The following is a 24,298-nucleotide window of genomic DNA, read 5'->3' on the forward strand; positions in this document are numbered from 1 at the left end:
CCGGCGTTGTTGCATGGATCGAAAAAAGCACATATTGTCCCAGAAATTTAATAATATAATGAACAATATTATGTATATATATTAGCTAGCGGGCGTAATGGTACATATATATATTGGAGTAACTTCAAATATTATAAAACGTATTTATGAGCATAAGCATAAAATAATCAAAGGATTTTCTTCTAAGTATAACATAAATAAATTAGTTTATTTTGAGCAATATGACAATATTATAGCTGCAATTAATCGTGAAAAATTATTAAAAGAATATAAAAGACAGTGGAAATTAAATTTAATTGAGTCTCAAAATCCAGAATGGCATGGTTTATATGAAAAAATTATTTTATAATTTTTTTACTGGATCCTGTGGACAAGCCACGGGATGATACGGAATGCTTTTAAAGGCCATACAGCAACACATAAGTAACAAAAATGATTTGGAATTCTGAAACTTTAAATAAAGCACTAGGTATAACAATCTCTAATTCTATAAATTGTAATGAAGTACAATTTAACTCCAAAGACGTTAAAAAAGGTGACTTATTTATAGCACTTCAAGGTAATAGAGACGGTCACGATTATGTTCTAGATGCAATAGATAAAGGAGCAGTAGCCGTAATCGTTAGCAAGCAAATAGATATAGCAGATAAAGATAAAATTATCTTAGTTGAGGATTGTTTTGAAGCTCTACAAAAAATGGCTTTATATAAACGAGAGAATTCAAAAGCTAAATTCATCGCTATCACCGGTAGCGTCGGTAAAACTTCTACCAAAGAAGCTTTAAAAACACTACTAACTGAGGCTAACTATAAATCATTAGACCTCTTATATAACGAAGCTAATAAAGAGGAATTTGAAGGAAACACGGAACGCAGCACCGCAGCGTACACTTTAGTACGTGAGGATGTGAGTACCGGATTGACGTACAAATTACCTTTAGAAGCAAGTTATATAAGAGGTCTAATTTTTGCTAGCCGAGGTAACTTCAATAATCACTTGGGATTACTTATTAATCTTGCATCAATGGCTGATGATACGGAATATGCTATTTTTGAGCTTGGCATGAACCATAAAGGCGAGATAAGGGAGCTGGTTCAAATATTAAAGCCGAATATTGCTATGATTACTAATATTTCGGAGGCTCATTTAGAATTTTTTAACTCACTTGAAGAGATAGCAGAAGCTAAATGTGAGATTTTTGAAAATTTTAGCAAAAATGATATTGCCGTTATTAATGCCGATACTAATTGCTATAACAAAATATTATCGATATTAAAAAAACTTTCTATCACCGATATACATAGCTTCGGTAGATCGTCTAAAACTTCAGCAGAATTAGTTTTATATGAGAACCTAGGAGAGCAAGTCTACTTAAAGTATAAGATAAATAATAAAGTCTTAGATGTAACTATACCGTTTATTCCTCGGCATTTTGCCGAAAATTATACCGGTGTACTTTTAATTATCGATATATTAGGTAAAGATATAGAGATAGCTGCAAATAACTTAGCAAATATTTCTCCTACTAAAGGAAGAGGGGAAATTATCAATATACAAAATTGTCGTGTAATTTGTGATTACTATAACGCAAGTCCGCAGTCAATGAAAGCTGCATTAGAATATTTAAAACAAGTACCTGCAGAGAATAAAACTGCTATAATAGGCGATATGCTAGAGCTAGGGGAAAATTCTAAACGGTTACATGAGGAACTAGTGCCTTATATATTAGATGCCGCTTGTTCTAAGGTCTATTTAGTAGGAGCGAATACTAAATATATTTATGATTTACTACCTTCCAAAATAGCTAAAAAATACTTTAAAAATGTTGATGAATTAATTACACATATTACGGATTTATTTGAAGGTAATGAGCTTATCCTAATAAAAGGCTCAAGAGGTGTAAAACTTGATAAGATTGTTGATTATTATAAATAAATACACTAGGATATTCTTAATATTGTATGTATCACTATGTCATTCCCGCGTAGGCGGGAATCCAGTAACCTTTAATGTCACCCCGTGACTTGATCACGGGGTCTAGTGAAAAGATGGATACCGTGGTCAAGCCACGGTATGACATCGAGTGTGTTTTTCTAGCCACACAATAATGCCTTAATATACTTTTTAATTTAAATCTACAAATGTTATACAATCTTTTACTTCCTCATATCCATAATTCACATATAGCTAATTTATTTCACTATATTACTTTTCGTAGCGGGCTTGCTATTATTATAACTCTAAGCCTTAGCTTTATAACAGGTCCGATATTAATAAAATTTCTGCGATCTCTTCAAAAAAACGGTCAGCCTATACGTTCAGACGGACCTGAATCGCATCAAACAAAAGCAGGTACTCCGACAATGGGGGGCATTATGATTATTTTTTCTAGTTGTCTTTCTACTTTATTACTTGCTGATTTAACTAATAAATATATTTGGATTACGTTATTTGGTTTTATTAGTTTCGGTATTATAGGATTTATGGATGATTATGCTAAGGTAACTAAAAATAACCATTACGGGGTAAGAGGAAAAAGTAAACTTTTACTGCAAGGAATTATTAGCTTAATCATATGTGTTTTACTAGAATATACCGATAAAAATCCAAGTCATTTACTTAACGTACCGTTTTTTAAAAATTTAAGTTTGGATCTTGGTTATTTTTATATAGTTTTTGCTATATTTGTTATAGTTGGCTCTTCTAATGCCGTGAATCTAACGGATGGGCTTGATGGTCTTGCTACCATTCCTATTGCTTTTACTGCCGGTTCTTTTGCTTTAATAAGTTATTTAGTAGGAAATCTAATTTACTCGAACTACTTACAGCTAACCTATATACCGAATACCGGAGAGTTAACGGTGTTATGTGCGGGATTAGTCGGTAGTTGCCTTGGATTTTTATGGTTTAATGCACAACCGGCAGAAGTTTTTATGGGCGATACTGGTAGTCTAAGTCTTGGCGGTGTGCTTGGTATTATTAGCATCATTACTAAGCATGAAATAGTTTTAGCTATAGTCGGCGGCTTGTTTGTTATTGAAACGGCATCCGTAATTTTACAGGTATATTACTTTAAAGCTACTAAAGGAAAAAGAATATTTAGAATGGCACCGCTCCATCATCATTTTGAAAAACACGGCTGGGCAGAATCAAAAGTCGTAATAAGATTTTGGATTATTTCAGTCATATTTGCTCTTATAGGCTTATCATCCTTAAAATTACGTTAACTATACTCGTTTAATTTGAAAAATTAGCACAAAGTCTTATAAGCTCAATGATACTCACATATTATTATACTCTGCGTTCCTTGACTTATAGACTCCTTGCTCTTTTTCAAATTAAACTTCGTCTATCTACTTTTTATTTATCAAAAATACATTAACTTTCTCTTTGCTTTTGTACAAGAAATTTACTATAATGCCGACATTAATTTATAGTAGGTGTATGGCGTGGCTAAAGAAATAGATATAAATAAATTATTAGCACAAGAAAATAATGCTTTAAATACTATATTAGGCCAAGTAAACGAATTATGCGAACAAAATAAGAAGTTGCAAGATTTAATTGAAATACAAAATGAAATTAAAGAACTAGAAAAAGAACATAACAGATCGCTGCCTTGGTTTAAAAGATTTGTAAAAACAGTTTCTAATGTAAAGTATATTTTTATAAAAAGTGAAGAACAGTTAACAAATGAAACAATAAAGTATAATAATAAAATATTAAAAGATATTGATAATAAGATATATAATATAGCGGAAAAATCTGCACCTTTAAAGCAAGAATTACAAGAAGAAATCGAAAAAAATTTTAAGGATTTAACAAAGAAAGATTTATCTAAAGATCAAAGAGAAAGATTATCGGAAGTATTTTTTAGTTATAAGAGTAAGCCTGAAAGATTCTCAACTCTACATATGACAAATCCCTTACAATTCATTAATGCTGAAGGACTAGAGAAACAATATAATTCTTTAAATGCTACAAAACAAAACATCCAAAATTTAATATCCGAAAATTCTAATATCAAAGAACTTAAAGAAATACAAAAACAGGTTGCTGAAATTAGGGAAGAAATATCTTATACATTTTTTGAAAAGTTAAATAATATTTGGCAAAATGTTAAAAATGTTTTTGTAAATAATAATGAGCAGGTTTTAGCAAAAAACAAAGAAAGTAATACTAGAACAATTAGAAAGATTGATGAACAATTATATAAAACGAAGCATAAATTTGAGGAATTAATTGAAAATAAAGAAAGAAATATTAATGATATAATTGCAAAGTTATCTGACAATGAGGAGTTACAAAAGATAATAAGTAACCTTACAAATCACATGACTTCAAAAAAAGAACCAATATTAGTAAATTCGTCCCTAGCTAAACCTTTGGAAAATAATGTAACACCGTCACCGCCGCCTCCTTTACCGGAAAATAACATTCCGCCACCGCCGCCTATGCCTACTATGGCTCCGGTTCAGACTGAGACATTATCTAAGCCTGTAGGAGCTACTACGGTTAAAAAACCGGAAAATCAACCACGTCCTTCTATAGATACTTCTGATTTAATGAGAGAAATAGCAGGACCAAAAAATCTAAGAAAAGTTGAAAAAACGGATGTTAAGGCACAAGATTCTAGAGATTTATTGCTGCAGTCCATAAGAGGTGAACACAAACTAAAAAAAGTTGAATTTGATCCTAATACAGGAAAACCGGTTGCACATTCTCATAGTAAGCCTGCTCAGAATGTTAACAAACCTAATGGAGTTGCATCAATTTTAGCACGAAGAGTTGCTATGGAGATGAGTGATAGTAGTAGTAGTAGTGGCAGTGAAAGCGATAGCGATAGCGGTAACTGGAGTGATGTTAGTGTTAATAGTAATAAATCAAAAATTCTAAAAACTAAAGGAGAACGAGATGCTAAAACGACTACGCATGCTCAAAAAATTCTAAATAAAAAACCATCATTTGTGAGAAGTTAATTAAGATGTTATTTCTTTGATTGGGTTTTGTTGCGTGGATCGAAAAACGCATTCGGTGTCATACCGTGGCTTGACCACGGTATTCATAAAAAAGTTTAAAAAGACTGGATCCCGCGATCAAGTCGCAGGATGACAAGAGAAAAAGCGGCCCACGCAACAAAGTCGAGGGTGTCAGAAAGTTTGTGTAAGTTATAAAAATAGTTAAGAATAAAATTAATTAAAACAACTTACATGAGGCTAATATGAAAAATAAGAGCAAAGTATCAAATCCAACTATAGAAAAAGTAGTATCAGAAATACTATCACAAAGTGATCCATCTGAGATATTTGGCAAAGAAGAGATATTTCAGGAAATTAAAAAGCAGATAGTAAATAAGATTTTAGAGAAAGAAATGGAATCTCATATAGGTTATGAGAAACATTCTAAAAATGAGAAAGACTCAGATAACAGACGTAATGGCAATTATGAAAAGACTCTAATAGATCCAGAAGGTCGTAAATTGAAAGTAGAAGTGCCAAGGGATTGGGACGGAGAATTTGAACCTCAACTAATTCCAAAAGGAGTGCGTAAATTTGAAGGATTTGATGATAAAGTAATATCCTTATATGCTCGGGGAATGACCATTAGGGAAATACAATGGCACTTAGAAGAACTATATGCCACCAAGGTATCATCTGAGTTAATATCAAAGGTAACTGATGGTATTTTAGAGGAAGTAACTGCCTGGCAGAATAGAGCACTTGATAATGTATATCCTATAATGTACTTAGATTGTATTCATGTTAAGGCAAGAGATAATCATGTAATAATAAATAAAGCAGTTTATATAGCTATTGGAGTGAATATGGAGGACAAGAAAGAGCTATTAGGAATTTGGATAGGCAAGAATGAAGGGTCTAAATTTTGGATGCAGGTAGTAACAGAACTTAAGAATCGAGGAGTTGAACAAATATATGTTGCATGTGTTGATGGTCTTAAGGGTTTTCCAGAGGCGATAAATAGCATTTTTCCAAAAACCATAGTGCAGTTGTGTATTGTTCATATGGTAAGAAATTCTGTAAAATACGTATCATACAAAGATTTAAAAGCGGTAACAGCTGATTTAAAAGCAGTTTATTCTGCAATAAATGAAGCAGAGGGATTAAGAGAATTACAAAATTTTGCCAAAAAATGGGATGAAAAATATCCAGTTATTTTTGACATATGGCAACGAAATTGGTCTGGCATAGCTCCATTTTTTAGCTTTCCGGAAGACATTAGAAAAGCGATTTACACTACTAATGCTATTGAATCCACTAACCGTCAAATTCGTAAAATTATTAAAAATAAAGGAGTGTTTCCAGATGACAAATCGATTCAGAAAATAATCTTTTTGGCATTGACAAATGCCTCTAAAAAATGGACAATGCCTATTAAGAATTGGGCGATGGCTTTAAATCAATTTGCAATCCTTTGTGATACTAATTTACAAAATTGGGCAAATGGAGAAATCATACTTACACAAAGAATCTGACAGACCCACAAAGTCTGCAGTCGCTTAGCTCGTGACGATTTGGGCTCTACCCTTTAAACTTCTTAGTTATTTCAACTATTCTTTTGCCAAATAAATTAGCAGTTTTTAGATCACCTTGAGTAGGAGTAATATCAGGAGGAGATTTGTGGTTAGATTGAGTCATAAGTCCTGACCAGCTACCTAAGCGGTTAATTTTATCGGGATCAGGCATCTCATGATCGGCAAAATTCGGGGCAGCTTCAGTTCGCCCAACCCAAATCATACAATGCTGCATAGCGAAGTGAAATAGCTGCTGAATATTGCATAACTTATCACCTGAATAAGAAGCAGAATTAGTGAAGCTTGCGGCTATTTTATCTTTTCATTTTTGTTGCGCCCATCTAGTTGAGGTAGCCTCCATAAATATTTTAAACGGTTCTGCTAAACTACCCATATAGGTTGGAAATGATAGCATCTGCATTATCTAATAAATCCCAATCGATATTTTCAGGTTTATCTTTATTTATTTGTATAATAGAAACATTTGCTCCTGCTTCTTTTACGCTCTTATTTAGTTCTTCAGCTACTTTTGCAGTATGACCATATCCACTATAATATACGATAGCTACCTTAACCATTTTATTCTCCATATTATAAATTAACTATAAACTCGGCTTCAGTTTTAGACTTTATTTCCTCAATAGTAACATCGTCAGCCTTTCTAACTAATATCATTTCATCTTTATCAATATCAAAAATTCCAAGATCGGTAATTATTCTGTTAACTACTTTTTTGCCTGTTAACGGAAAGCTACATTCTTTTAATAATTTAGCACTGCCGTCTTTTGCGTTATGTTCCTTATAATAACTATTCTTTTGGTGTTAGCGACTAAATCCATAGCTCCTCCCATACCTTTAACCATTTTGCCTGGGATAGTCCAGTTGGCAAGATCGCCTTTTTGTGAGACTTGCATAGCCCCTAAAATAGTTAAATCAATATGCGAACCTCTAATCATCCCGAATGAAAAGCTACTGTCGAAATAGCGGTGATAGTTTGCTTACCGGCGTTAATTAAATCAGGATCTTCCTCTCCTGCGTAAGGAAACGGTCCCATACCAAGCATACCGTTCTCGCTTTGAAATATTACATTCACTCCTTTAGGTATATAATTTGCTACATGCGTAGGCATACCTATACCAAGATTGACATATAACCCGTCTTTAAGTTCCTCTGCGGTTATTTGATAAATTTCTTCTTTGCTCCAAGCCATATCTTATTTTTCCCTGACAGTTAATTGCTCCATACGTTTCTCATATTTTTCACCTACTATTAATCTTTGTATAAAAATATTAGGTGTGTGAATATTGTTAGGGTCAAGCTCTCCCACCTCAACTATTTCCTCTACTTCACAAACCGTAACTTTAGTGGCACCTGCCATGACTGCATTAAAGTTTCTTGCTGTTTTATTGTAAATCACGTTGCCGCTTTTATCGGCTTTAAAGCCTTTAATAATAGCAAGGTCGGCTTGAAGGGCAGTTTCCATTATATATTTTTCGCCGTTAAACTCCTTTGTTTCTTTACCTTCCTCTACGATTGTACCTATACCTGTTTTAGTATAAAAAGCCGGAATTCCCATGCAAGCAGCTCTAATTCGTTCAGCTAAAGTTCCTTGTGGGTTTAATTCAAGCTCAAGTACTTTATCAAGATATTGTTGTTCAAAAATCTTATTTTCTCCGACATACGAAGAAATCATTTTTTTGATTTGTTTAGTTTGAAGAAGAAGCCCAAGTCCGAAATTATCAACACCGCAATTATTGCTTATAACTGTTAAATTTTGAACATTGCTTTTAAGAAGTGCATTTATTAAATTTTCAGGAATACCGCATAAACCAAAGCCACCGGACATTATAGTCATGCAGTCATAAAGAAGTCCTTCAAGAGCAGCTTCAGCCGAAGGATAGATTTTATTCATAAATTTTAAATTATTTAATATCTATTATTTAAGAAATTAGGAGGATTTTCAAAAGAAGTCAAGGAATACCTACGTTTGGTATATTAAAAAATACTTTACAAATTAAAATAGTATATATCGTGGCTACTTAATTAAATTTAACTATTGCTACTTGTCTTTTATATTCATCATCAGTATTAGCAACTGCATCAAATATTGATGATGATATGACAGTTCAAGAAAATTCTAGAAAAAATTATAGCTATGTAGTTACTTATGTCCTCAAGAGCGAGTAGCGATGCTGCTATGTCATTGATTGAAGGTTACCGTCAATTAGATGATGCTATATTTGCCGATTCAAATAATATAGCTATGAAGATCTTAAGTTATATTACAAGATTTACTGCTACATCTTGGATTATGGTAGGTAATCATGAAATAGGAGGTCATGGAGCAAGAGCAAGAGAATTTGACTTAAAAGTAACAAAATATGAGGTAGATCCTTTTGAGGGTACAACATATTTTAAAGCTAAAGATTTTAATTCTTTGCAAGTTCATAAGCAAATTGCTATAGATACAGGGGGGATTCAAGCAAGTTATTTACTATCTGAAAATATTAAAGATAGATATATGGCAAGTAACAAAATTAATCCTACTTACGGTATAGGTTATTTATGGACAAGACTAGATCAAGTAAGTTATATTTTTAGTACTAAGTTTGATGGCAAAGAAGATAAAAGCGGTAAGGATATAAATGCATATGTAAAAGCGATTAACTCCATATACGGTAAAAATTATATTACTAAAAATAAAATTCGTTCATATGCTTATTTAGATTTATTTGATCCGTTTTTAGTTTATTCAGGTTATTCATTTGTAATGAATACTAACTTAAATGATATTCCGATGATTGATTAGGACCGGTTAAATATTTACCGGCTACTAGAGCGATACTTGCTCCATACGGTTTAGAGCGTGGTTTAGTTAACCATTTTGTTGTTGATAACAAATATATTCAAGTTAATGTTAATTACGGCAAAAATCAGAAATTTAAGTCTTACGGTGTTCGGAGTTAAAGCTAATAACTTAGTCAAATTTGATTTTATCGGTTTAGGTTTAGAAGCGGCATTTTGGAATCAGCCTAAAATGTTAACCGCTACTCCTTTAAAAGAGAGCTGTAAACAAGGTGGACTTGGAGCAGTTAATTTTGAGCTTAGCTTAAATGAAACATTTAAGATAGTCGGCTCAGGCGGTTACAAAACAGCCAGATTTATCGAAGGTATGCCTTTAAAAGCCTCAGCTATTCTTAGAGCAGGGCTAAAATTAGCTTTATAAGCATTGCAAAAAACGTCATTGCGAGCGGGCGTTGTTGCGTGGATCTAAAAATGCGTTCGGTGTCATACCGTGGCTTGACCATGGTATCCAGAAAAACAACTTAAAATACTAAAATTTTAGTATTTTAAGCTGGATCCCGCGATCAAGTCGCGGATGACACTGGAAAAACTGATCCACGTAGGTAATGCTTTCGTAGGCATAACATAAGGACACTTATTTTTTTATTAACTCTCTACTTATTTTAAAGTATATATGTAATCATGATATTAAAGTAATGATATATGACTATATATGCTAACTATTCTAGAAAAATTTTTATTCTCTTCTGTAAAAACGTTCATTAATATACGTGAAGATACCATATCTGCTCTTAAAAGGCTTGGTATTAACAATATTCGGGATTTATTATTTTATCTACCCGTTTCTTATCAAAATAAAATATTATCACCTAATTTAACCGAAGTTAGAGACGGTGAAATAATCCAAACGGAAATTGTAATTGAGAGCATTAATTTACCGAAAAAAAGCCATCAGCCGTTAAAGATTACGGCTAGCAATGATACCGGTTCGTTGTTATTAGTGTTTTTCCATAAGCCCCCTCCATTTATTTTTAACAAGTTAAAAATTGGTACTTCTCATATTATCAGCGGGAAAGTACAATTTTTTGATCATTATTTGCAGATTCCACATCCTGAATTTATTACTAATCCTAAGCTTGCAAAGGAAATAGAGCCGATTTATTCCCTGACATATTTACTGAGTAACAAACAACTATATTCGTATATCATAAAAGCAATAGAGATATTTGAAGAGAAATGTAAGAGTATAGAAGATAAAGAAGTAAAAGATTATTTAGATATTATATTGCAGAATTTGAAAATGTTGCATGTAAGTGAGGCTGTCATACCGTGGCTTGACCACGGTATCCATAACAACAACTGGATCCCGCGGTCAAGCCGCGGGATGACAACCCCAAGCAATACAATAAAGCCGTGGGATGACACTGAGTCGGCCAAAAAACAACTAGCAGCTAAGGAGCTTATCGCTAATCAAATATCTCTTTTAAATGTACGTACGCAAATAAGTAGAAGACAAGGTAATATTTACCCTAAAGCTGCAGCTATTCAAGCAAATATATTAAATGAGCTAGAATTTGAGTTAACTTCTTATCAAAAGCAGGTTATAGAAGAAATAGAGTTTGATCAAAGCGATAAAGTAGAAATGATGAGATTGTTGCAAGGCGATGTCGGCTCAGGTAAAACTTTGGTAGCTTTGCTTACGATGGTAAATACCGTGAAAGCCGGGTTTCAAGCAACTCTTATGGCTCCAACCGATTTGCTTGCTAACCAGCATTACGAGTTTTTTGTTAAAGCATTAAAAAATACTGATATAAGGGTTGCGTTGCTTACCGGTAAGATTCTTGGGTCAGTTCGCAAAAATATTATGCTGCAGCTTGAAAGTGGTGAGATTGATATATTAGTCGGTACTCATGCGTTATTTCAAGAGAAAGTAAGTTTTAATAAGCTAGGTTATATAGTGATCGATGAGCAGCATAGATTCGGAGTGCAGCAGCGTTTGAATCTAATAAATAAAGGAGTAAATCCCGATGTATTAGTTATGACTGCTACACCAATCCCTCGGAGTCTTGCACTTACTATGTTTGGCGATATGAGTATCTCAAAGCTAATGGGTAAGCCGAAAAATCGTTTACCTATCGCTACGAACACTATGTCCGTTAACAAGATAGAGCATATTATCGAAGCAATAAACAAGAAACTTGTAGTAGGTGAGCGGGTATATTGGATATGTCCATTGATAGAGCAGGGAAAACCCCCTGTTGTCATACCACGGCTTGACTGCGGTATCCAAAAAACAACTTATAATGCTAGTAATTTTGACTGGATCCCGCTACAAGCTCGTGGGATGACACCAGAGGAGGAAGAGGATAGTTTATTGATGGATGTGATGAATCGTTTTAACTCTATTGAAAATATCTATCAAGGTTATACCGGTATTATTCACGGTAAGATGAAGAACGAGCAGAAAGACCAAATAATGAAGCAATTTAAGGAAGGTGAAATTAAGATATTAGTTGCAACAACCGTTATTGAAGTCGGAATAGACGTACCTGAAGCCACCTTAATAATTATTGAAAATGCTGAGCAGTTTGGTCTCGCTCAACTTCATCAGCTTAGAGGTAGAGTAGGGCGGGGTAGTTTGCAGTCATATTGTATATTGTTATATAATCCTAAAAGGCTTGGAAAAGTTGCCCGAGGTAGGTTTGAGATAATGAAACAAACTAATGATGGATTTTATATAGCTGAGCAGGATTTAAAACTTCGAGGTAGCGGTGAGATTTTAGGAGTAAAACAAAGCGGCGAAATCGAATTTTTCTTTGCCGATTTAGCGGACGATTATGACCTACTTCTTAAAGCTCATAAATTTGCGGAAGTAGGCTCAAAAGGTAATTTAAATTTTGTTAACTTTCAGATAAAGCTCTTCGCCAAATCGCAAGTAAGCGATTTGGTTTAGGTTTAGTGATTTTCGTCATTGCGAGGAAATTGCATAGCAATTGACGAAGCAATCCAGTAAAAAATCCTAATCTAAAGTATTTGAATCTATTTTGTTAGCAAAGGATTGGATTACTATTTTATTAAGATCATGAAGCTCTGCTATTTTATGATAAAGAATTTTTGAAACTTTTTTATTGTCTGCTACTGCAGCAATATTATAAATTGTCTCACCGTTATTATTAGGTATTAAAGGAAATAATTTAAAACCAGTTTCTACTTTTGCCTTGCTAAAATAATTTTTTAGTAGAGGGGTATTTTGTGATTGAAGTATATTCATTAAAACTGAATTTCCTTAGGCGTCCTTATAATTAAGATTAAGTTGACCTGATGAAAGTAGTAGTTTTGCAGTTTTGTAAGAATTATTTTGTAATGAAGTTTTGAAAGCTTCATCTAGATGTATATTTACAGCATTATAAGCACGTATAGTAGTAGCTAAATCGTATTTATAAGTAAGTTTACTAAAAATGCTTTTTGGTGTTGCTGTTAGTACGCGGAGTATTGGCATAACTTAATCCATTAATATTGTTTAATATTCATATAGCTTATATATTAAAAATTTTTAATATATAAATAAGCTTTAGTGATATACATATAATGGATTTAAATGTCAATTAATTAGTTTTTATTTTCATTATTTTTAACTAGATAGCGGATTATGTAATAATTCGCTATTTACATTAGTTAGGTAGATAAAGCTAATCCTGTGTGATTTCAGCAAGTCTAATAAACAGAGCTTCAATCATATCCCAGCTTTTTTTTGAATATTGAGTAAAGAAGAATCATTAATATTTATTTGTTTTAATAAATCTATTCCCATTTGTTCATGTTCAGGATCAAGATGCATATGTGTTTTGAAATGTTTTGCTGCTTTATGATTAAAAAATATTGATCCTAATTTTTCATAAAATATAGTAGCACAAGACTCTATTACTAAATGGGCAAGGACGGCTCTTTCACTATCTCCAAGAGTTATCATTTTTAGCGTAAACTAAGAACCTAAGGCCTCAAAAATAGAATCTGTAGTTTCTTTACCATTTTCTAGATTTTGGGATAATTCTATATTATGTCCAAATTCATCGGTAAGATGCTCCCATGCAAGTTGTTTAAATTCTTTTGTTTCAGAAAACACTACTCTTGCTAATACCATTTTTTGAAATTCGCCTGACCAAATCCGAAAATGTTTAAGAAATTTATTTTTTTGTAGAGTACTATCTAACTTAATTTTAAATAGTTTGTTTTTTCTAAATTGCTCTTTATATTGTTCATTATCCGGAATTAGACGATCTATCAAATCCATATAAGTAATAATTATCTAAATCATATTAATATTAATCTAGGACCACTGTCACTAATTATTAATGTTTACTACCAATTTTTAAAACCATATGTGTATTTATAGATAAATATGAATTGTAAGATCATAATTTGTATGCAATAAATATATAAAACATTCCGGCTTATCCATTTTAAATTTATCGGTATTTTTTGTGAATAATCGCTTATGATCATTAATATATAGGTAATTGTTAAGAAAGTGAGGTTTAAAATTAAGTCAGTATTTGAAAAATTAAACTCATTAAAGGAAATTGCAAGAGTAAAAAGAGTTGAATGCACGAAAGAAGCAAAAATTGCTATAAAACAGCAAAGTTTTAGATTTGCCTGTTCATGTTTTGAAATAAATCCAAGTATCATTATAGCAATTACAAGAGTCCCGTAATCAATCATATCCCAGCTAATATACCACAATATTACCATTATAATTGCATGACAATAACCGCTATAGAAAAAGCGAGTTAAAGAATTACGAAAATAATAAATATACCATTGCCCTAAATAGATAGAGATTAGAATATTTGTAGTAAGAAACTGTTTAAATAGCACAGTGGTATATATTTGTAGCAAAACACCGAATATTATTATATGGGTTTTTGGCTTATCATGAAAATTATAACCGGCAAAAAAGCAAAATACCGGCATAGCTGTACGACCTATGATCCGCATAATTGTTAATTCGGGATATAGATATAAACCCACATGATCAATAATCATGGCTATAATAGCTAAGGTTTTTAGCAAATCCTGATAATTTGATTGGTGCTTATTTCTTGTTATTATCATAATTAACCACTTTTAATAAATATGCCATGCCGAAAAATGCTCCCATTCCAACTGCAATTGTACTGCCTAGCATACAGACCTTAATCAGTAAATATTCCGAATAAAAATATTCTAAATAATAATGCTTTATTAAAGCAATTATAATAGACATTAATGTACAGCATAACAAAATTTTACCACAGAAAAGCTTTATACCGGCTTCTATATGTAGCTTATTTTGTTTTGTAGTATAGCTATATAATAAACCTAGATTATACCAAGCTGCAATAGATGTCCCGACTGCAATACCGATATGTTTCAAAGAATCCATTAATAATAGATTCATACCGGTATTAATTATTATTGAAAATAAGGTTATTTTGAGCGGTGTTTTAGTATCTCCGTTAGCATAAAAAATAGGAGTTAAAATTTTTGCCAAAATAAAAGCAGGAAGCCCAAGTGCAAACGCAGAAATAGCCTCAGCTGTATTTGTAGTATCTTGGTTCGTGAATACTCCTCTTTCATAAATTATATTAATAATCGGATGAGATAGAATTATAATACCGAATGTAGCAGGCAATGATAACAATAGCCCCATTCTAATAGCGTTATTCTGTATTTTTTTTGCAGCTACTATATCATTTGATTTATATATTTTTGACAGCTCAGGTAGCAATATAGTAGAGAAGCTAGTACCTATTATCGATAAAGGAAATTGATATATCCGGTCGGCATAAGATAATATAGAAATAGCACCTTCAATAAAGCTAGCAATAGATTGGGATATGAAAAGGTTTAATTGCTGTACGCCGGAGCTAATGGTCGCCGGTCCCATATTAATTAAAAGCTTTTTTACATCGGGATCGCTTGGGTTAAAAATTATCGGAAAGTTTAAATCCGCTCTTTTCACACAGACAAACATAAAAGAAACTTGTAATATTCCGGCAATTATTAAAGATAAGCTAATTGAGATAGTAGACTCTATATAATTGTCAAATGTTAGAGTAAAAATTATTACGCATACACTTAAAATAACCGGTGAAAAAGCAAAAGCTGCAAATTTCTTTACGGAGTTTAATATTCCGCCAAGTAGAGCCGTTAATGAAACAAATATTAAATAAGGTATTGTAATTCGGCATAAAAATACCGTAAGCTCAAACTTTTCTTTTTTACCGTGAAATCCAGGAGCAATAAACAGCATTAATTGTGGCATGAAGATTTGCATTAATGCTATTATTACTATTAATGTCAGAAGTAGAAGGGTAAAAACCTCACCTGAAAAATTATTAGCGGCTTTCTTAGAAATAAGCATTTTTTCATTATAAATAGGAATGAATACGCTTGATAATGCACCTTCTGCAAAAATTCTTCTAAATAGATTCGGTAGTTTAAAAGCAACATTAATGCTATCACCCATGGGCATAGAGCCGAATAATGATGCGATAAATTGTTCACGCACAAGCCCGAATATGCGAGAAATTAGTGTAAAAAAAGCTACTACGACTCCTGAACGAAATAATCGACTTCTTGCATAACTTGCTTCTAAAGGTAATTTGTGCGTCAATCCGGTACTCGCATCCTCACGTACTAAAGTGTACGCTGTGGTGCTGCGTTCCGTGTTTCCTTCAAATTCCTCTTTATTAGCTTCGTTATGCAAGAAGTCGGCCACTGTTTGTTTTTATCTTATTTTAATGTTATTGCATGGATCAAAAAACGTACGCGCTGTCATACCCGTGGTCAAGCCACGGTAGACAGCGTTGCTCTACGCTCCTGCCCTGTCTATACCTTCATTAATCAAGCTATCGGCTTTTGCTTTATTTTCCCATCCGGTAACTTTAACCCATTTACCTTTTTCTAAATCTTTATAATACTCAAAGAAATGCACGATACGTTTCTTGAGCATGTCACATAAATCATCTAGCTCTTTAATATGATCGAAAGTAATATCGAGCTTAGAAGTCGGTACTGCGATTATTTTCTCATCAAGCCCTGATTCGTCTTCCATCATTAATACGCCGACTGCTCGGCATTTTATAACCGACCCAGGCACTACCGGATGATGAGCTACGACAAGTACGTCTACGGGATCGCCGTCATTTGAAAGAGTATGAGGAATAAAACCGTAATTACATGGATAGCTCATAGTGGTTTGCATAAAGCGATCAACAAAAACCGCTCCTGATTCTTTGTCAAATTCATATTTGATTGGACCGCTATTCATCGGAATTTCGATAATTACGTTTATTTCGTCATTATTTGCTTTTGCTTTGATTTTATCTATAAACATGTTTTTTGTCTTGTTTTTGTCATACCGTGGCTTGACCACGGCATCCAGTTAAAAATGTTGAAACAACCTGTGTTTTAAGTTGTTTTTATGGATACCGTGGTCAAGCCACGGTATGACACCGAGTATTTAACTCGGAGGTCTGTAATTCTCATCATGCTTTGCAAGTAATTGTCTTGCTATAAATTTCCCATCCGATAATTGCCCGATGGCAATAATTCCTTGTCCTTCCCGAAATAGGGCAGGGACTAAACCTTGGTATAATATCTCTAAATCCTTAATATTATCGGTAATAACAAAACTTGTCTTATCAGCAGCAATTTTATTTATTGAGTCTGTTTTAACAAGCCCACCGACTCTTAACTCTTTGCCTTGTTCTATTTCATTAATTTTTGACGGCGGCAAAAAAAATACTATATTTTTCTCTAAATTGTAAAGTATTATACTAATTCCTAAACATGCTGAGCAGAAACAAATAATTATTGTTATTAATCTATTTCTTACTCTCTTTTGCATTAAAGTTCTGTTTATTTTTCAATGACTTGTAATTTAAAAAACTTGCAATTAACAATATCGTTAAAACTAAAAAAGTAAATAAATATGCAGCTAATATATAATTACTCATTAATTGCCTTTTAAAAACTCCATAATTTCCTTAGGTGAAGAATCTAAATAGAAATGTTTCAGATATTTTCCGTTTGCATCGATTAAATAGGTAAAAGATGAATGATCAAGCATATAGTTCGGGTCGTCATCATCACCATTTACACAAGCATAGAAAACCTTGAATTTATCGGTTACATCTTTTATCTGTTGCTCGTTACCGGTAAGACCTATAAATTTTGGATGAAAATGTTTTAGATATTCTTTAAGTACTTCCGGTGTATCACGTTTTGGATCAATAGTGATAAAAACAGGTATAATATCTATGTTATGTTTACTTAAAATTTCTACAATCTCCGTCATCTTATTTAGAAAGGTCGGGCATATGTCAGGACAAGAGGTGAAACCAAAGTAAATGAGACTTAAATTGCCTTGCAACTTATCACTATTAAATATCTTTCCATTTTGGTCAGTTAGCTCAAAATCACCGCCGATTTTTACGTTATCTTCATAGATATTAACTTGACCGGCAAGCGGTTTGTCAGGAGTTTTTAAAGATAGCAATAAATATAATGCTCCTACTCCTATTAATAAGCTAATTACAATAATTATTTTTATAATATTTGACTGTATTTTCATAATATATTGTCCGTTTTTTCGTTGTCATTCTGTGGCTTGAGGAACGTTGTCAAAATTGTCATTGCGAGAAGCCGTAGGCGACGTGGCAATCTCATGAAATAATAACAAACTCCTGAGATTGCTTCGTCAATTGCTATGCAATTTCCTCGCAATGACGACTCCGGTACGCAACAATACCATAAAAATCATTACTTATAACCTCTTACACCAGACCTAGTTTTTTAGGTTTAAAATATTTTACCCAAATATCTATTAACAATTTAGTAATGATAATCGCCGAAAACATTGAAGATATAATCCCGATTGTTAATGCAACGGCAAAACCTTTTATTGCCCCGACTCCAAATATATAAAGTAAAAAGGCAACGATTAAAGTAGTTAAGTTGGAATCAAGGATAGTAGCAACCGCAGATTCAAAACCGGTTCTAATAGCATAAAGATTAGAAACTCCCTTATGTAATTCCTCTTTAATTCTTTCATAAATCAATACATTAGCATCAACAGCCATACCCATAGTTAGTATTATTCCTGCAATTCCCGGCAGAGTTAAAGTAGCTTGGAAAAGTGAAAGTAAAGCTAAAATATATAACAATGCAAGGCTTAAGGCTATATTGGCAAATAAACCAAGCACACCGTAAGACCAAACCATAAATATACACACTGCTATAAATCCTATAAGTCCTGCCTTTTTGCCCGACTCTATAGAATCAGCACCCAAATTTGGCCCTATACTTCTCTCTTCAATAATTTTAAGTGGGGCAGGGAGCGAACCGGCTCGCAATAATAGTGCAAGCTCATTTGCCGACTCAACGGTAAAATTTCCTGTTATTATACCGCTTCCGCCCATAATCGCTCCGTTTATCGTTGGAGCACTTAGTAATTTATTGTCTAAAACTATAGCAAGGCGTTTACCGGTATTATTTTTGGTTATTTCACCAAATATTTTACTACCTAAATTGTTGAAAGAAAAAGCAACTACCGCTTGCGAATTTTGGTCAAAAGAAGCTGAAGCGGTTGTAAGCTGATCCCCACCTAAAACAACTTTTTTCTTTATAACTACATAATACTCCCCATGACTTTCGCTATCTCCCTTAACTAGCATTGAACCTACCGGAACATGTCCTTTTACCGCTTCTTCGATATTGGCATTTTCATCAACTAAATGAAAAGTTAGCTTTGCAGTTTTCCCTAATATATTCTTCAGGTAAGAGGGATTCTCTTCACCGGGAACTTGCAGCAATATATGCTTATCGCCTTGTTTCTGTAGGGTCGGCTCTTTAGTGCCGGTACTATCAACTCTCATGCGAACGATCTCAATAGATTGGTCTACTACCTTATTAAGTAAGTCATTTAATCTAGATTCGCTGTAGCTAAGCTTTATTTTATTTTCATTTACTTCAGCGATAATTTCCGGATCGATTTTATTAATTATTTTCTTTAATGGCTTTAATTCCTCAGGCGATCTTACTTCTAATTGAATGCTATTTTGTCTAACTAACAGATTTTTATAGCCGATTTTATCCTCACGAAAATTTTTGCGTAAAGTGTCGGCAAGATTTTCCATTGAATCATTTAAGTAGGTGTCAAAATCAACATCGAATAATAAATGGGCTCCTCCTCTAAGGTCAAGCCCTAGATTTACTGAATCATGAGGCAGAAACTTAGAGTTTACCTGCATGAAATTAGGTAAGGCACAAATAACCGCAAAAACCGTACATATAATTGAAAGAAAAATTTTCCATTTAGGAAGATTTTGCACCGCTTACCTTCTTATCTTTTTTGTTATTTTCTTTTTTTACTGCTACTTCTTTTGTACGACTAGTTATATCGATAATAGCACTTTTTAAAGCTTTAATACGTACGTCTTTAGCTATTTCGATTTCAATATTATTGTCATTTTCACTTACTTTAGTCACAATACCGTAAATGCCGCTATTTGTTAGAACTTCTTCGCCTTTTTTAACTTCACTTACTAATTTCTCTCTTTCTTTGCGGCGTTTTTCTTGTGGACGTAATAATAAGAAGTAAAATATGGCAAAAATTAAAACCATCGGTATTAAGCTTGTTAACCCCGATTGTAGAAAATTTGTTTCTACAGGTACTACCTCAGTTTCCTGTATTTCTATAGTGTCATTATTGTTTGTCTGGTTATCTTGCGTATTTGCTGACATATGTAATTTCCTAATTGTTGCAATAGACTTCTTGCATAACTTGCTTCTAAGGGTAATTTGTGTGTCGATCCGGTACTCGAATCCTCACGTACTAAGTGTATGCTGCGGTTCGAGGTGAAGTGTCTCCTACAAATTTCTCCTTATTAACTACGTTATGCAAGAAGTTTAATAAAATAAAAATAGCTAGCTAAACGCTTTTATGCAAGGGTAAAATAAATAAATGGTTTGGAAGATTGAATTTATGATAAACTTACCGATGTCATTTGTGAAAGGGCGTTGTTGCCTGGCTCGAAAAACATGTTCTATGTCATTCCCGCGTAGGCGGGAATCCAGAATAAATAGCTTCAATATTGATATAGATTACATATTTGATAAAATAAACAGATAAAAAAATAAGTTTTTTATCTGCTTTACTGGATTCCCGCCTACGCGGGAATGACATAAAACGAGTTATGCAACAAGGCCTTGCGAAAGCAGGAATGACATCCTAAACATTCAGGTTAATACTGAAATAGTTTTAATATTTCTTAAGAAAAAATCACTGGAGCGGGTGAAGGGATTCGAACCCTCGACTTCGACCTTGGCAAGGTAGCGCTCTACCCCTGAGCTACACCCGCTTAAATAAAATAACGGCGTTTTAATGTAAAAAGTTTAAGGGGATAAAAATTAATTACATATAAAACGCCTTAGTGCTTTTTAATCTAAGCGAATCTGAATATAAGTAATTATAAGATAAATTGCAAGTATTAAATTAGAAATTTATTGGTATTGCTAAATATAGATTATTTAATAAATTAACGCCATTGCAAGGAAATTACAAAGTAATTGACTAAGCAATCTAGTTAAAAACAACGAGCTATTTTTTCTTGAAGCCGATGCACGAGCTGCTTCTCTATATTCTGCCATTGCATATTGTTCAACAATATGTATTTAGACCTATCGGTGCTTTAATATTCGGTTGGATAGGAGATACTATAGGTCGTAAGGCAACGGTCATTATTACAACTTTTTTAATGTCGCTTTGTTGTCTTATAATGGCTAATTTAAAAACTTATGCCGAAATTGGTATTACGGCGACTTTTGTAGTAATTGCGTGTCGGATCGCTCAGGGGATGTCCTCTATGGGGGAGGTAGTAGGTGCCGAGCTTTATCTAACCGAAATGACAAAAATTCTTCAACGTTATTGGGTGGTGGCTTCGCTTGTTGTTTTTGTAACTTTAGGTGCAACCGTAGCATTGGCGGTAGGAACTACTTCTTTTGGACTTGATTGGCGTATTGCATTTTGGTTTGGAGCAGCTATTGCTATGGTTGGTGCTGTTGCAAGGACAAATCTTAGGGAGACTCCGGATTTCATTGATGCAAAAAGACGAATAAAGAAAACTGTAGCACAAACGGGGATAGATAGTAATCGGCTAAAATCAAGCCCTATTTGGAGTGAAAAAATTAATAAACCAACAGCAATAGCTTTCTTTTTTATACAGTGTGGAGCACCGTTATGGTTTTATATTGTTTATATTTATTGCGGTAATATGCTAAAAAACTCATTTAATTACAGTGCTGCTCAAGTAATTCATCAAAATTTTATTGTTTGTGGTACAGAATTAATAAGTACAATAATTGTTACTTATTTGGTTTGTAAAATACATCCTTTAAAAGTCCTTAAAGTAAGATTAATAATATTTTCTATTGTAGCTATTATGTCTCCTATCTTACTAAATAATATTTCAAATACTATAGAATTACTTTTATTCCAATTATTTATTGTAGTATTTGCACCTACTACTTTTCCGGCAGGTGCAGTGTTTTATGCAAGATTTCCGGTATTAAAACGTTTTACATGCGGCAGTTTTATATTCGCTTTATCAAGGCTTTAATGTTTACAGTTTCTTCTTTTGGAACAATTTACTTGATAGATTATTTTAATCACTGGGGATTATTATTCTTTATTATTCCAATTCTAATTGGTTATACATTTGGAGTAAATCATTTTATAAAGTTAGAGGAGGAAGCAGAGAGTTATTATTAGAAAAAGCTTTTTGTCTTTCAAGTTCGATATTAAAAACTTTTAGGCATAACTCAGCAAATTCTTGTTCTAGTTTATAATTTATATTAGCAGCGATCAAAAGAAAATTTATTAAAGTCTCTTCAATAATTTTTCTAGCTTTCTCAGGTGATTTAACTCCCAAAGTTTGCACATTATGAATTCGGTCAAATAATTTTATTAATGCCGTATTGTATCTTTTCTCTTTAATTAATAAGTTTAGGCTTTCTCCGCTACTTATCTTTCCGTAAGATTTAATTCTAGTTAGACCTTCTACGTGTTTTGCTACTTCCGGTCCAAAAATTTCGGTAATTGCTTCTTCAGTTAATTCGGTGTCTTTAATAGTATCATGAAGTAAAGCGGCTTGCAGCATAATAACGTTATAAAGCTTAGGTGCTTCTTCAGCTACAAATTCCGCAAGCATAATTGCTACCTCAATCGGATGCGAATAATAAGGATCGCCTGATTGACGCATTTGAGAACCGTGATATTTACGGGCATAGTAGATACCTTTTTTGATTTCGAGTATATCTATAGGATTTTCTACTTTAGTATTTAAATATTCGAGTTTATCAAGTAATTTTTTACTATAAACACAAATTTCAAACTTTTCTTTCCAAGAGCTTATATCTTCCATAAAAGTTATTTCTTATTTCATTATAATTTGTGGGCTATTAAAAAATTAGGCATTGCCTAGAAAAGTTGATAATTTGAAAAGTTTACGTCATTGCCACGCTCTTTGCAGTCGCTTAGCTCATGACGATATCAACCGTTTCGAGGAAATACCAAAAATTGCAGTAATAAATAGCTGCAGATTAAAGATTATTGTTATATAATTTTAAATATTAATCCTAAAGTCAAAATGTCACTATGTCAAATAGTAATAGTTTAGAAGTACAAGAGTACGCACAAGCTATAGCTAGACCATAGTAAATAGGTACATACTATGCTAATATATATGTTATAAATGATAATAAATAAATTATGGCAAGCAGTTACAGTTACGATTTAAGAATGAAACTATTCAAAGCTCTAGATGATGGGCTCTCAATTGTTAAAGCATGTAAAATATTCAATATAGGTCGTAACACTATATATAGATGGAAAACTCTTAAATGGGAAACAGGAGATATAAAAGCAAAACCTTATGGTCCAGCAAAGGGTTATAATGCAAAAATAAATCTCAAAGAATTTGAAGAATTAATTATCAATAATCATGATAAAACAGCTAAAGAATTAAGTATTATACTAGGTAATAGATTACAAAGAACTAGAATAAATTACTATAGAAAACTACTAGGGTACACTTATAAAAAAAAGTCATCTTCATCCCAGAAGGGATATTGGTTTAAGGAATGAATTTATAGAAAAGATACAGCAAATTTCTAAAGAAACTCTAGTATTCATTGATGAGTCAGGAATAGAAGATAATGCTTGTAGAGAATATGGATGGAGTATAAAAGGTACTAGATGTTATGGAAACAAAGTGTATCAACATAAATCCAGGATCAGTATGATAGCGGGGCTTCGTAATAATCAAATTATAGCGCCAGTAATATTTGAAGGAAATTGTAATAAAGAAATATTTACAACCTATGTAGAGACTATATTAACTAAAGAATTACATCCTGGACAAACAGTAATTATGGATAATATCAACTTCCATAAGAATAATATAATAAGAGAATTAATCGAGTCGGTTGGGTGCAGAATTTTATTCTTACCTACATATAGCCCAGACTTAAATCCTATAGAACATTATTGGTTTAAGATTAAGAACGAAATAAGAAAAGTTACGGGGCAATTCAAAGATATCAGTATGGCTGTAGAACACGTACTAAAGTTTATTTAACTGTACCTATTTACTATGGTCTAGCTATAGCTCCTTAAATAATACTAATCTAACTGCATTTAATACTAACTGTTGCAAATTTATTGTTCAAAGAGTCGAATATTAATAATAATAATCAGAATATACAAATATAAAAAGAGATAATAATATATCTGAGAATAATATTAATAATATTACCGACTTTGAAAATCAGGATACAAGTTGTGGTATATGTAAATGTCTTGGAGCTATAGCTACTGTTTGCTGCAATGCGTACGTATTTTTATTTGAATAAACACCA

Annotated in this window: 21 protein-coding genes, 1 tRNA gene and 6 pseudogenes; 11 read left to right on the top strand and 17 right to left on the bottom strand. The window is 32.7% G+C overall.

Going from position 1 to position 24,298, the window contains the following annotated elements; genetic code table 11:
• Window positions 1-78 precede the first annotated feature (78 nt).
• From REIP_RS05340 to REIP_RS05360, 5 genes and pseudogenes are all read left to right on the top strand, one after another.
• A pseudogene (locus REIP_RS05340) lies at window positions 79-349 on the top strand (GIY-YIG nuclease family protein).
• 83 nt (window positions 350-432) lie between these two features.
• Window positions 433-1,935, top strand: coding sequence for a UDP-N-acetylmuramoyl-tripeptide--D-alanyl-D-alanine ligase (murF, locus tag REIP_RS05345; RefSeq protein WP_045804001.1), 1,503 nt, complete (start codon window positions 433-435; stop codon window positions 1,933-1,935).
• Between the two features lie 206 nt (window positions 1,936-2,141).
• Window positions 2,142-3,227, top strand: a complete 1,086-nt coding sequence (gene mraY, locus REIP_RS05350; protein WP_045804002.1) for a phospho-N-acetylmuramoyl-pentapeptide-transferase — start codon at window positions 2,142-2,144, stop codon at window positions 3,225-3,227.
• Between the two features lie 222 nt (window positions 3,228-3,449).
• Window positions 3,450-4,979, top strand: coding sequence for an Arp2/3 complex-activating protein RickA (gene rickA / locus REIP_RS05355; RefSeq protein WP_045804003.1), 1,530 nt, complete (start codon window positions 3,450-3,452; stop codon window positions 4,977-4,979).
• 242 nt (window positions 4,980-5,221) lie between these two features.
• Window positions 5,222-6,493, top strand: a complete 1,272-nt coding sequence (locus REIP_RS05360; protein WP_045803646.1) for an IS256 family transposase — start codon at window positions 5,222-5,224, stop codon at window positions 6,491-6,493.
• 46 nt (window positions 6,494-6,539) lie between these two features.
• On the opposite strand, the gene REIP_RS05365 is transcribed toward REIP_RS05360, so the two are convergent.
• The 4 genes and pseudogenes from REIP_RS05365 to REIP_RS05380 form a co-directional block, all read right to left on the bottom strand.
• The gene (locus tag REIP_RS05365; RefSeq protein ID WP_045804348.1) at window positions 6,540-6,755 is read right to left on the bottom strand and encodes a hypothetical protein; all 216 of its coding nucleotides are present in this window, start codon (window positions 6,753-6,755) and stop codon (window positions 6,540-6,542) included.
• Window positions 6,756-6,918: 163 nt separating this feature from the next.
• The gene (locus REIP_RS12590) at window positions 6,919-7,122 is read right to left on the bottom strand and encodes a flavodoxin domain-containing protein (protein WP_045804004.1); all 204 of its coding nucleotides are present in this window, start codon (window positions 7,120-7,122) and stop codon (window positions 6,919-6,921) included.
• A 1-nt stretch (window position 7,123) separates the two neighbouring features.
• A pseudogene (locus REIP_RS05375) lies at window positions 7,124-7,667 on the bottom strand (3-oxoacid CoA-transferase subunit B).
• 78 nt (window positions 7,668-7,745) lie between these two features.
• Entirely contained in the window at window positions 7,746-8,444 is a 699-nt protein-coding gene (locus REIP_RS05380; RefSeq protein WP_045804005.1) for a CoA transferase subunit A, read from the bottom strand.
• A gap of 255 nt (window positions 8,445-8,699) precedes the next feature.
• On the opposite strand from REIP_RS05380, the gene REIP_RS12595 reads away from it, so the two are divergent.
• The 3 genes from REIP_RS12595 (at window position 8,700) to REIP_RS05400 (ending at window position 12,290) form a co-directional block, all read left to right on the top strand.
• Window positions 8,700-9,341 carry a hypothetical protein gene (locus tag REIP_RS12595; RefSeq protein WP_231569253.1) on the top strand — a complete coding sequence of 214 codons (642 nt, stop codon included), beginning with the start codon at window positions 8,700-8,702 and terminating at the stop codon, window positions 9,339-9,341.
• A gap of 105 nt (window positions 9,342-9,446) precedes the next feature.
• Window positions 9,447-9,758: a hypothetical protein gene (locus REIP_RS12600; protein WP_231569254.1), complete on the top strand. Its 312-nt coding sequence runs from the start codon at window positions 9,447-9,449 to the stop codon at window positions 9,756-9,758.
• Window positions 9,759-10,049: 291 nt separating this feature from the next.
• The gene (locus REIP_RS05400) at window positions 10,050-12,290 is read left to right on the top strand and encodes an ATP-dependent DNA helicase RecG (RefSeq protein ID WP_045804006.1); all 2,241 of its coding nucleotides are present in this window, start codon (window positions 10,050-10,052) and stop codon (window positions 12,288-12,290) included.
• A 66-nt stretch (window positions 12,291-12,356) separates the two neighbouring features.
• On the opposite strand, the gene REIP_RS05405 is transcribed toward REIP_RS05400, so the two are convergent.
• The 12 genes and pseudogenes from REIP_RS05405 to REIP_RS05455 all read right to left on the bottom strand — a co-directional run bounded on the left by REIP_RS05405 (window position 12,357) and on the right by REIP_RS05455 (window position 20,742).
• Complete coding sequence (locus tag REIP_RS05405; protein ID WP_231569255.1) at window positions 12,357-12,608, bottom strand: hypothetical protein; 252 nt, start codon at window positions 12,606-12,608, stop codon at window positions 12,357-12,359.
• Window positions 12,609-12,623: 15 nt separating this feature from the next.
• Entirely contained in the window at window positions 12,624-12,836 is a 213-nt protein-coding gene (locus REIP_RS05410; protein WP_008579727.1) for a hypothetical protein, read from the bottom strand.
• A gap of 190 nt (window positions 12,837-13,026) precedes the next feature.
• A pseudogene (locus REIP_RS05415) lies at window positions 13,027-13,628 on the bottom strand (hypothetical protein).
• 68 nt (window positions 13,629-13,696) lie between these two features.
• Complete coding sequence (locus REIP_RS05420) at window positions 13,697-14,449, bottom strand: TraX family protein (protein ID WP_045804007.1); 753 nt, start codon at window positions 14,447-14,449, stop codon at window positions 13,697-13,699.
• Window positions 14,430-15,992, bottom strand: a complete 1,563-nt coding sequence (gene murJ, locus REIP_RS05425; protein ID WP_410525702.1) for a murein biosynthesis integral membrane protein MurJ — start codon at window positions 15,990-15,992, stop codon at window positions 14,430-14,432. The genes REIP_RS05420 and murJ overlap by 20 nt, the downstream gene beginning before the upstream one ends.
• A 198-nt stretch (window positions 15,993-16,190) precedes the next feature.
• A complete protein-coding gene (ppa, locus tag REIP_RS05430; protein ID WP_008579732.1) occupies window positions 16,191-16,715 on the bottom strand; it encodes an inorganic diphosphatase in 525 nt (174 codons plus the stop codon).
• Window positions 16,716-16,841: 126 nt separating this feature from the next.
• A complete protein-coding gene (ccmE, locus tag REIP_RS05435; RefSeq protein WP_045804009.1) occupies window positions 16,842-17,228 on the bottom strand; it encodes a cytochrome c maturation protein CcmE in 387 nt (128 codons plus the stop codon).
• Between the two features lie 108 nt (window positions 17,229-17,336).
• The gene (locus tag REIP_RS05440) at window positions 17,337-17,954 is read right to left on the bottom strand and encodes an SCO family protein (RefSeq protein WP_045804010.1); all 618 of its coding nucleotides are present in this window, start codon (window positions 17,952-17,954) and stop codon (window positions 17,337-17,339) included.
• Between the two features lie 202 nt (window positions 17,955-18,156).
• Window positions 18,157-19,713, bottom strand: coding sequence for a protein translocase subunit SecD (gene secD, locus REIP_RS05445; protein WP_023508144.1), 1,557 nt, complete (start codon window positions 19,711-19,713; stop codon window positions 18,157-18,159).
• Window positions 19,697-20,125, bottom strand: a complete 429-nt coding sequence (yajC, locus tag REIP_RS05450) for a preprotein translocase subunit YajC (RefSeq protein ID WP_045804011.1) — start codon at window positions 20,123-20,125, stop codon at window positions 19,697-19,699. Before yajC ends, secD begins: the two co-directional genes overlap by 17 nt.
• A 20-nt stretch (window positions 20,126-20,145) precedes the next feature.
• Window positions 20,146-20,306, bottom strand: a pseudogene (locus REIP_RS09715) (palindromic element RPE1 domain-containing protein); the annotation flags it as partial.
• Window positions 20,307-20,667: 361 nt separating this feature from the next.
• A tRNA-Gly gene (locus REIP_RS05455) sits at window positions 20,668-20,742 on the bottom strand.
• 258 nt (window positions 20,743-21,000) lie between these two features.
• Between REIP_RS05455 and REIP_RS05460 the strand changes: the two are divergent.
• Window positions 21,001-22,151, top strand: a pseudogene (locus REIP_RS05460) (MFS transporter).
• Here REIP_RS05460 and REIP_RS05465 read toward each other — a convergent pair.
• Entirely contained in the window at window positions 22,114-22,803 is a 690-nt protein-coding gene (locus tag REIP_RS05465) for an HD domain-containing protein (RefSeq protein ID WP_045804012.1), read from the bottom strand. The pseudogene REIP_RS05460 and the gene REIP_RS05465 overlap by 38 nt on opposite strands.
• Window positions 22,804-23,150: 347 nt before the next feature.
• Between REIP_RS05465 and REIP_RS09720 the strand changes: the two genes are divergently transcribed.
• Window positions 23,151-24,018 (top strand): IS630 family transposase gene (locus tag REIP_RS09720; protein ID WP_156147374.1). Its coding sequence is split into 2 segments (ribosomal slippage): window positions 23,151-23,477 and window positions 23,479-24,018, totalling 867 coding nucleotides; the frame shifts between segments, so codons are not numbered across the junction.
• Between the two features lie 16 nt (window positions 24,019-24,034).
• Window positions 24,035-24,292: pseudogene (locus tag REIP_RS12605) on the top strand (hypothetical protein); the annotation flags it as partial.
• Window positions 24,293-24,298 lie beyond the last annotated feature (6 nt).

This window comes from Rickettsia endosymbiont of Ixodes pacificus (genome assembly GCF_000965155.1).
GTDB lineage: Bacteria > Pseudomonadota > Alphaproteobacteria > Rickettsiales > Rickettsiaceae > Rickettsia > Rickettsia tamurae.

What these genes read in the sequence shown, in the direction of transcription:
- REIP_RS05465 (WP_045804012.1), bottom strand. Translation starts at nt 22,803, where the DNA reads ATGGAAGATATAAGCTCTTGGAAAGAAAAGTTTGAAATTTGTGTTTAT.
- yajC (WP_045804011.1), bottom strand. Translation starts at nt 20,125, where the DNA reads ATGTCAGCAAATACGCAAGATAACCAGACAAACAATAATGACACTATA.
- REIP_RS05410 (WP_008579727.1), bottom strand. Translation starts at nt 12,836, where the DNA reads ATGCCAATACTCCGCGTACTAACAGCAACACCAAAAAGCATTTTTAGT.
- murF (WP_045804001.1), top strand. Translation starts at nt 433, where the DNA reads ATGATTTGGAATTCTGAAACTTTAAATAAAGCACTAGGTATAACAATC.
- ccmE (WP_045804009.1), bottom strand. Translation starts at nt 17,228, where the DNA reads ATGCAAAAGAGAGTAAGAAATAGATTAATAACAATAATTATTTGTTTC.
- REIP_RS05440 (WP_045804010.1), bottom strand. Translation starts at nt 17,954, where the DNA reads ATGAAAATACAGTCAAATATTATAAAAATAATTATTGTAATTAGCTTA.
- ppa (WP_008579732.1), bottom strand. Translation starts at nt 16,715, where the DNA reads ATGTTTATAGATAAAATCAAAGCAAAAGCAAATAATGACGAAATAAAC.
- REIP_RS12595 (WP_231569253.1), top strand. Translation starts at nt 8,700, where the DNA reads ATGTCCTCAAGAGCGAGTAGCGATGCTGCTATGTCATTGATTGAAGGT.
- REIP_RS05405 (WP_231569255.1), bottom strand. Translation starts at nt 12,608, where the DNA reads ATGAATATACTTCAATCACAAAATACCCCTCTACTAAAAAATTATTTT.
- REIP_RS12590 (WP_045804004.1), bottom strand. Translation starts at nt 7,122, where the DNA reads ATGGAGAATAAAATGGTTAAGGTAGCTATCGTATATTATAGTGGATAT.
- mraY (WP_045804002.1), top strand. Translation starts at nt 2,142, where the DNA reads ATGTTATACAATCTTTTACTTCCTCATATCCATAATTCACATATAGCT.
- REIP_RS05360 (WP_045803646.1), top strand. Translation starts at nt 5,222, where the DNA reads ATGAAAAATAAGAGCAAAGTATCAAATCCAACTATAGAAAAAGTAGTA.
- REIP_RS05380 (WP_045804005.1), bottom strand. Translation starts at nt 8,444, where the DNA reads ATGAATAAAATCTATCCTTCGGCTGAAGCTGCTCTTGAAGGACTTCTT.
- REIP_RS05365 (WP_045804348.1), bottom strand. Translation starts at nt 6,755, where the DNA reads ATGATTTGGGTTGGGCGAACTGAAGCTGCCCCGAATTTTGCCGATCAT.
- REIP_RS05420 (WP_045804007.1), bottom strand. Translation starts at nt 14,449, where the DNA reads ATGATAATAACAAGAAATAAGCACCAATCAAATTATCAGGATTTGCTA.
- REIP_RS05400 (WP_045804006.1), top strand. Translation starts at nt 10,050, where the DNA reads ATGCTAACTATTCTAGAAAAATTTTTATTCTCTTCTGTAAAAACGTTC.
- REIP_RS12600 (WP_231569254.1), top strand. Translation starts at nt 9,447, where the DNA reads ATGTTAATTACGGCAAAAATCAGAAATTTAAGTCTTACGGTGTTCGGA.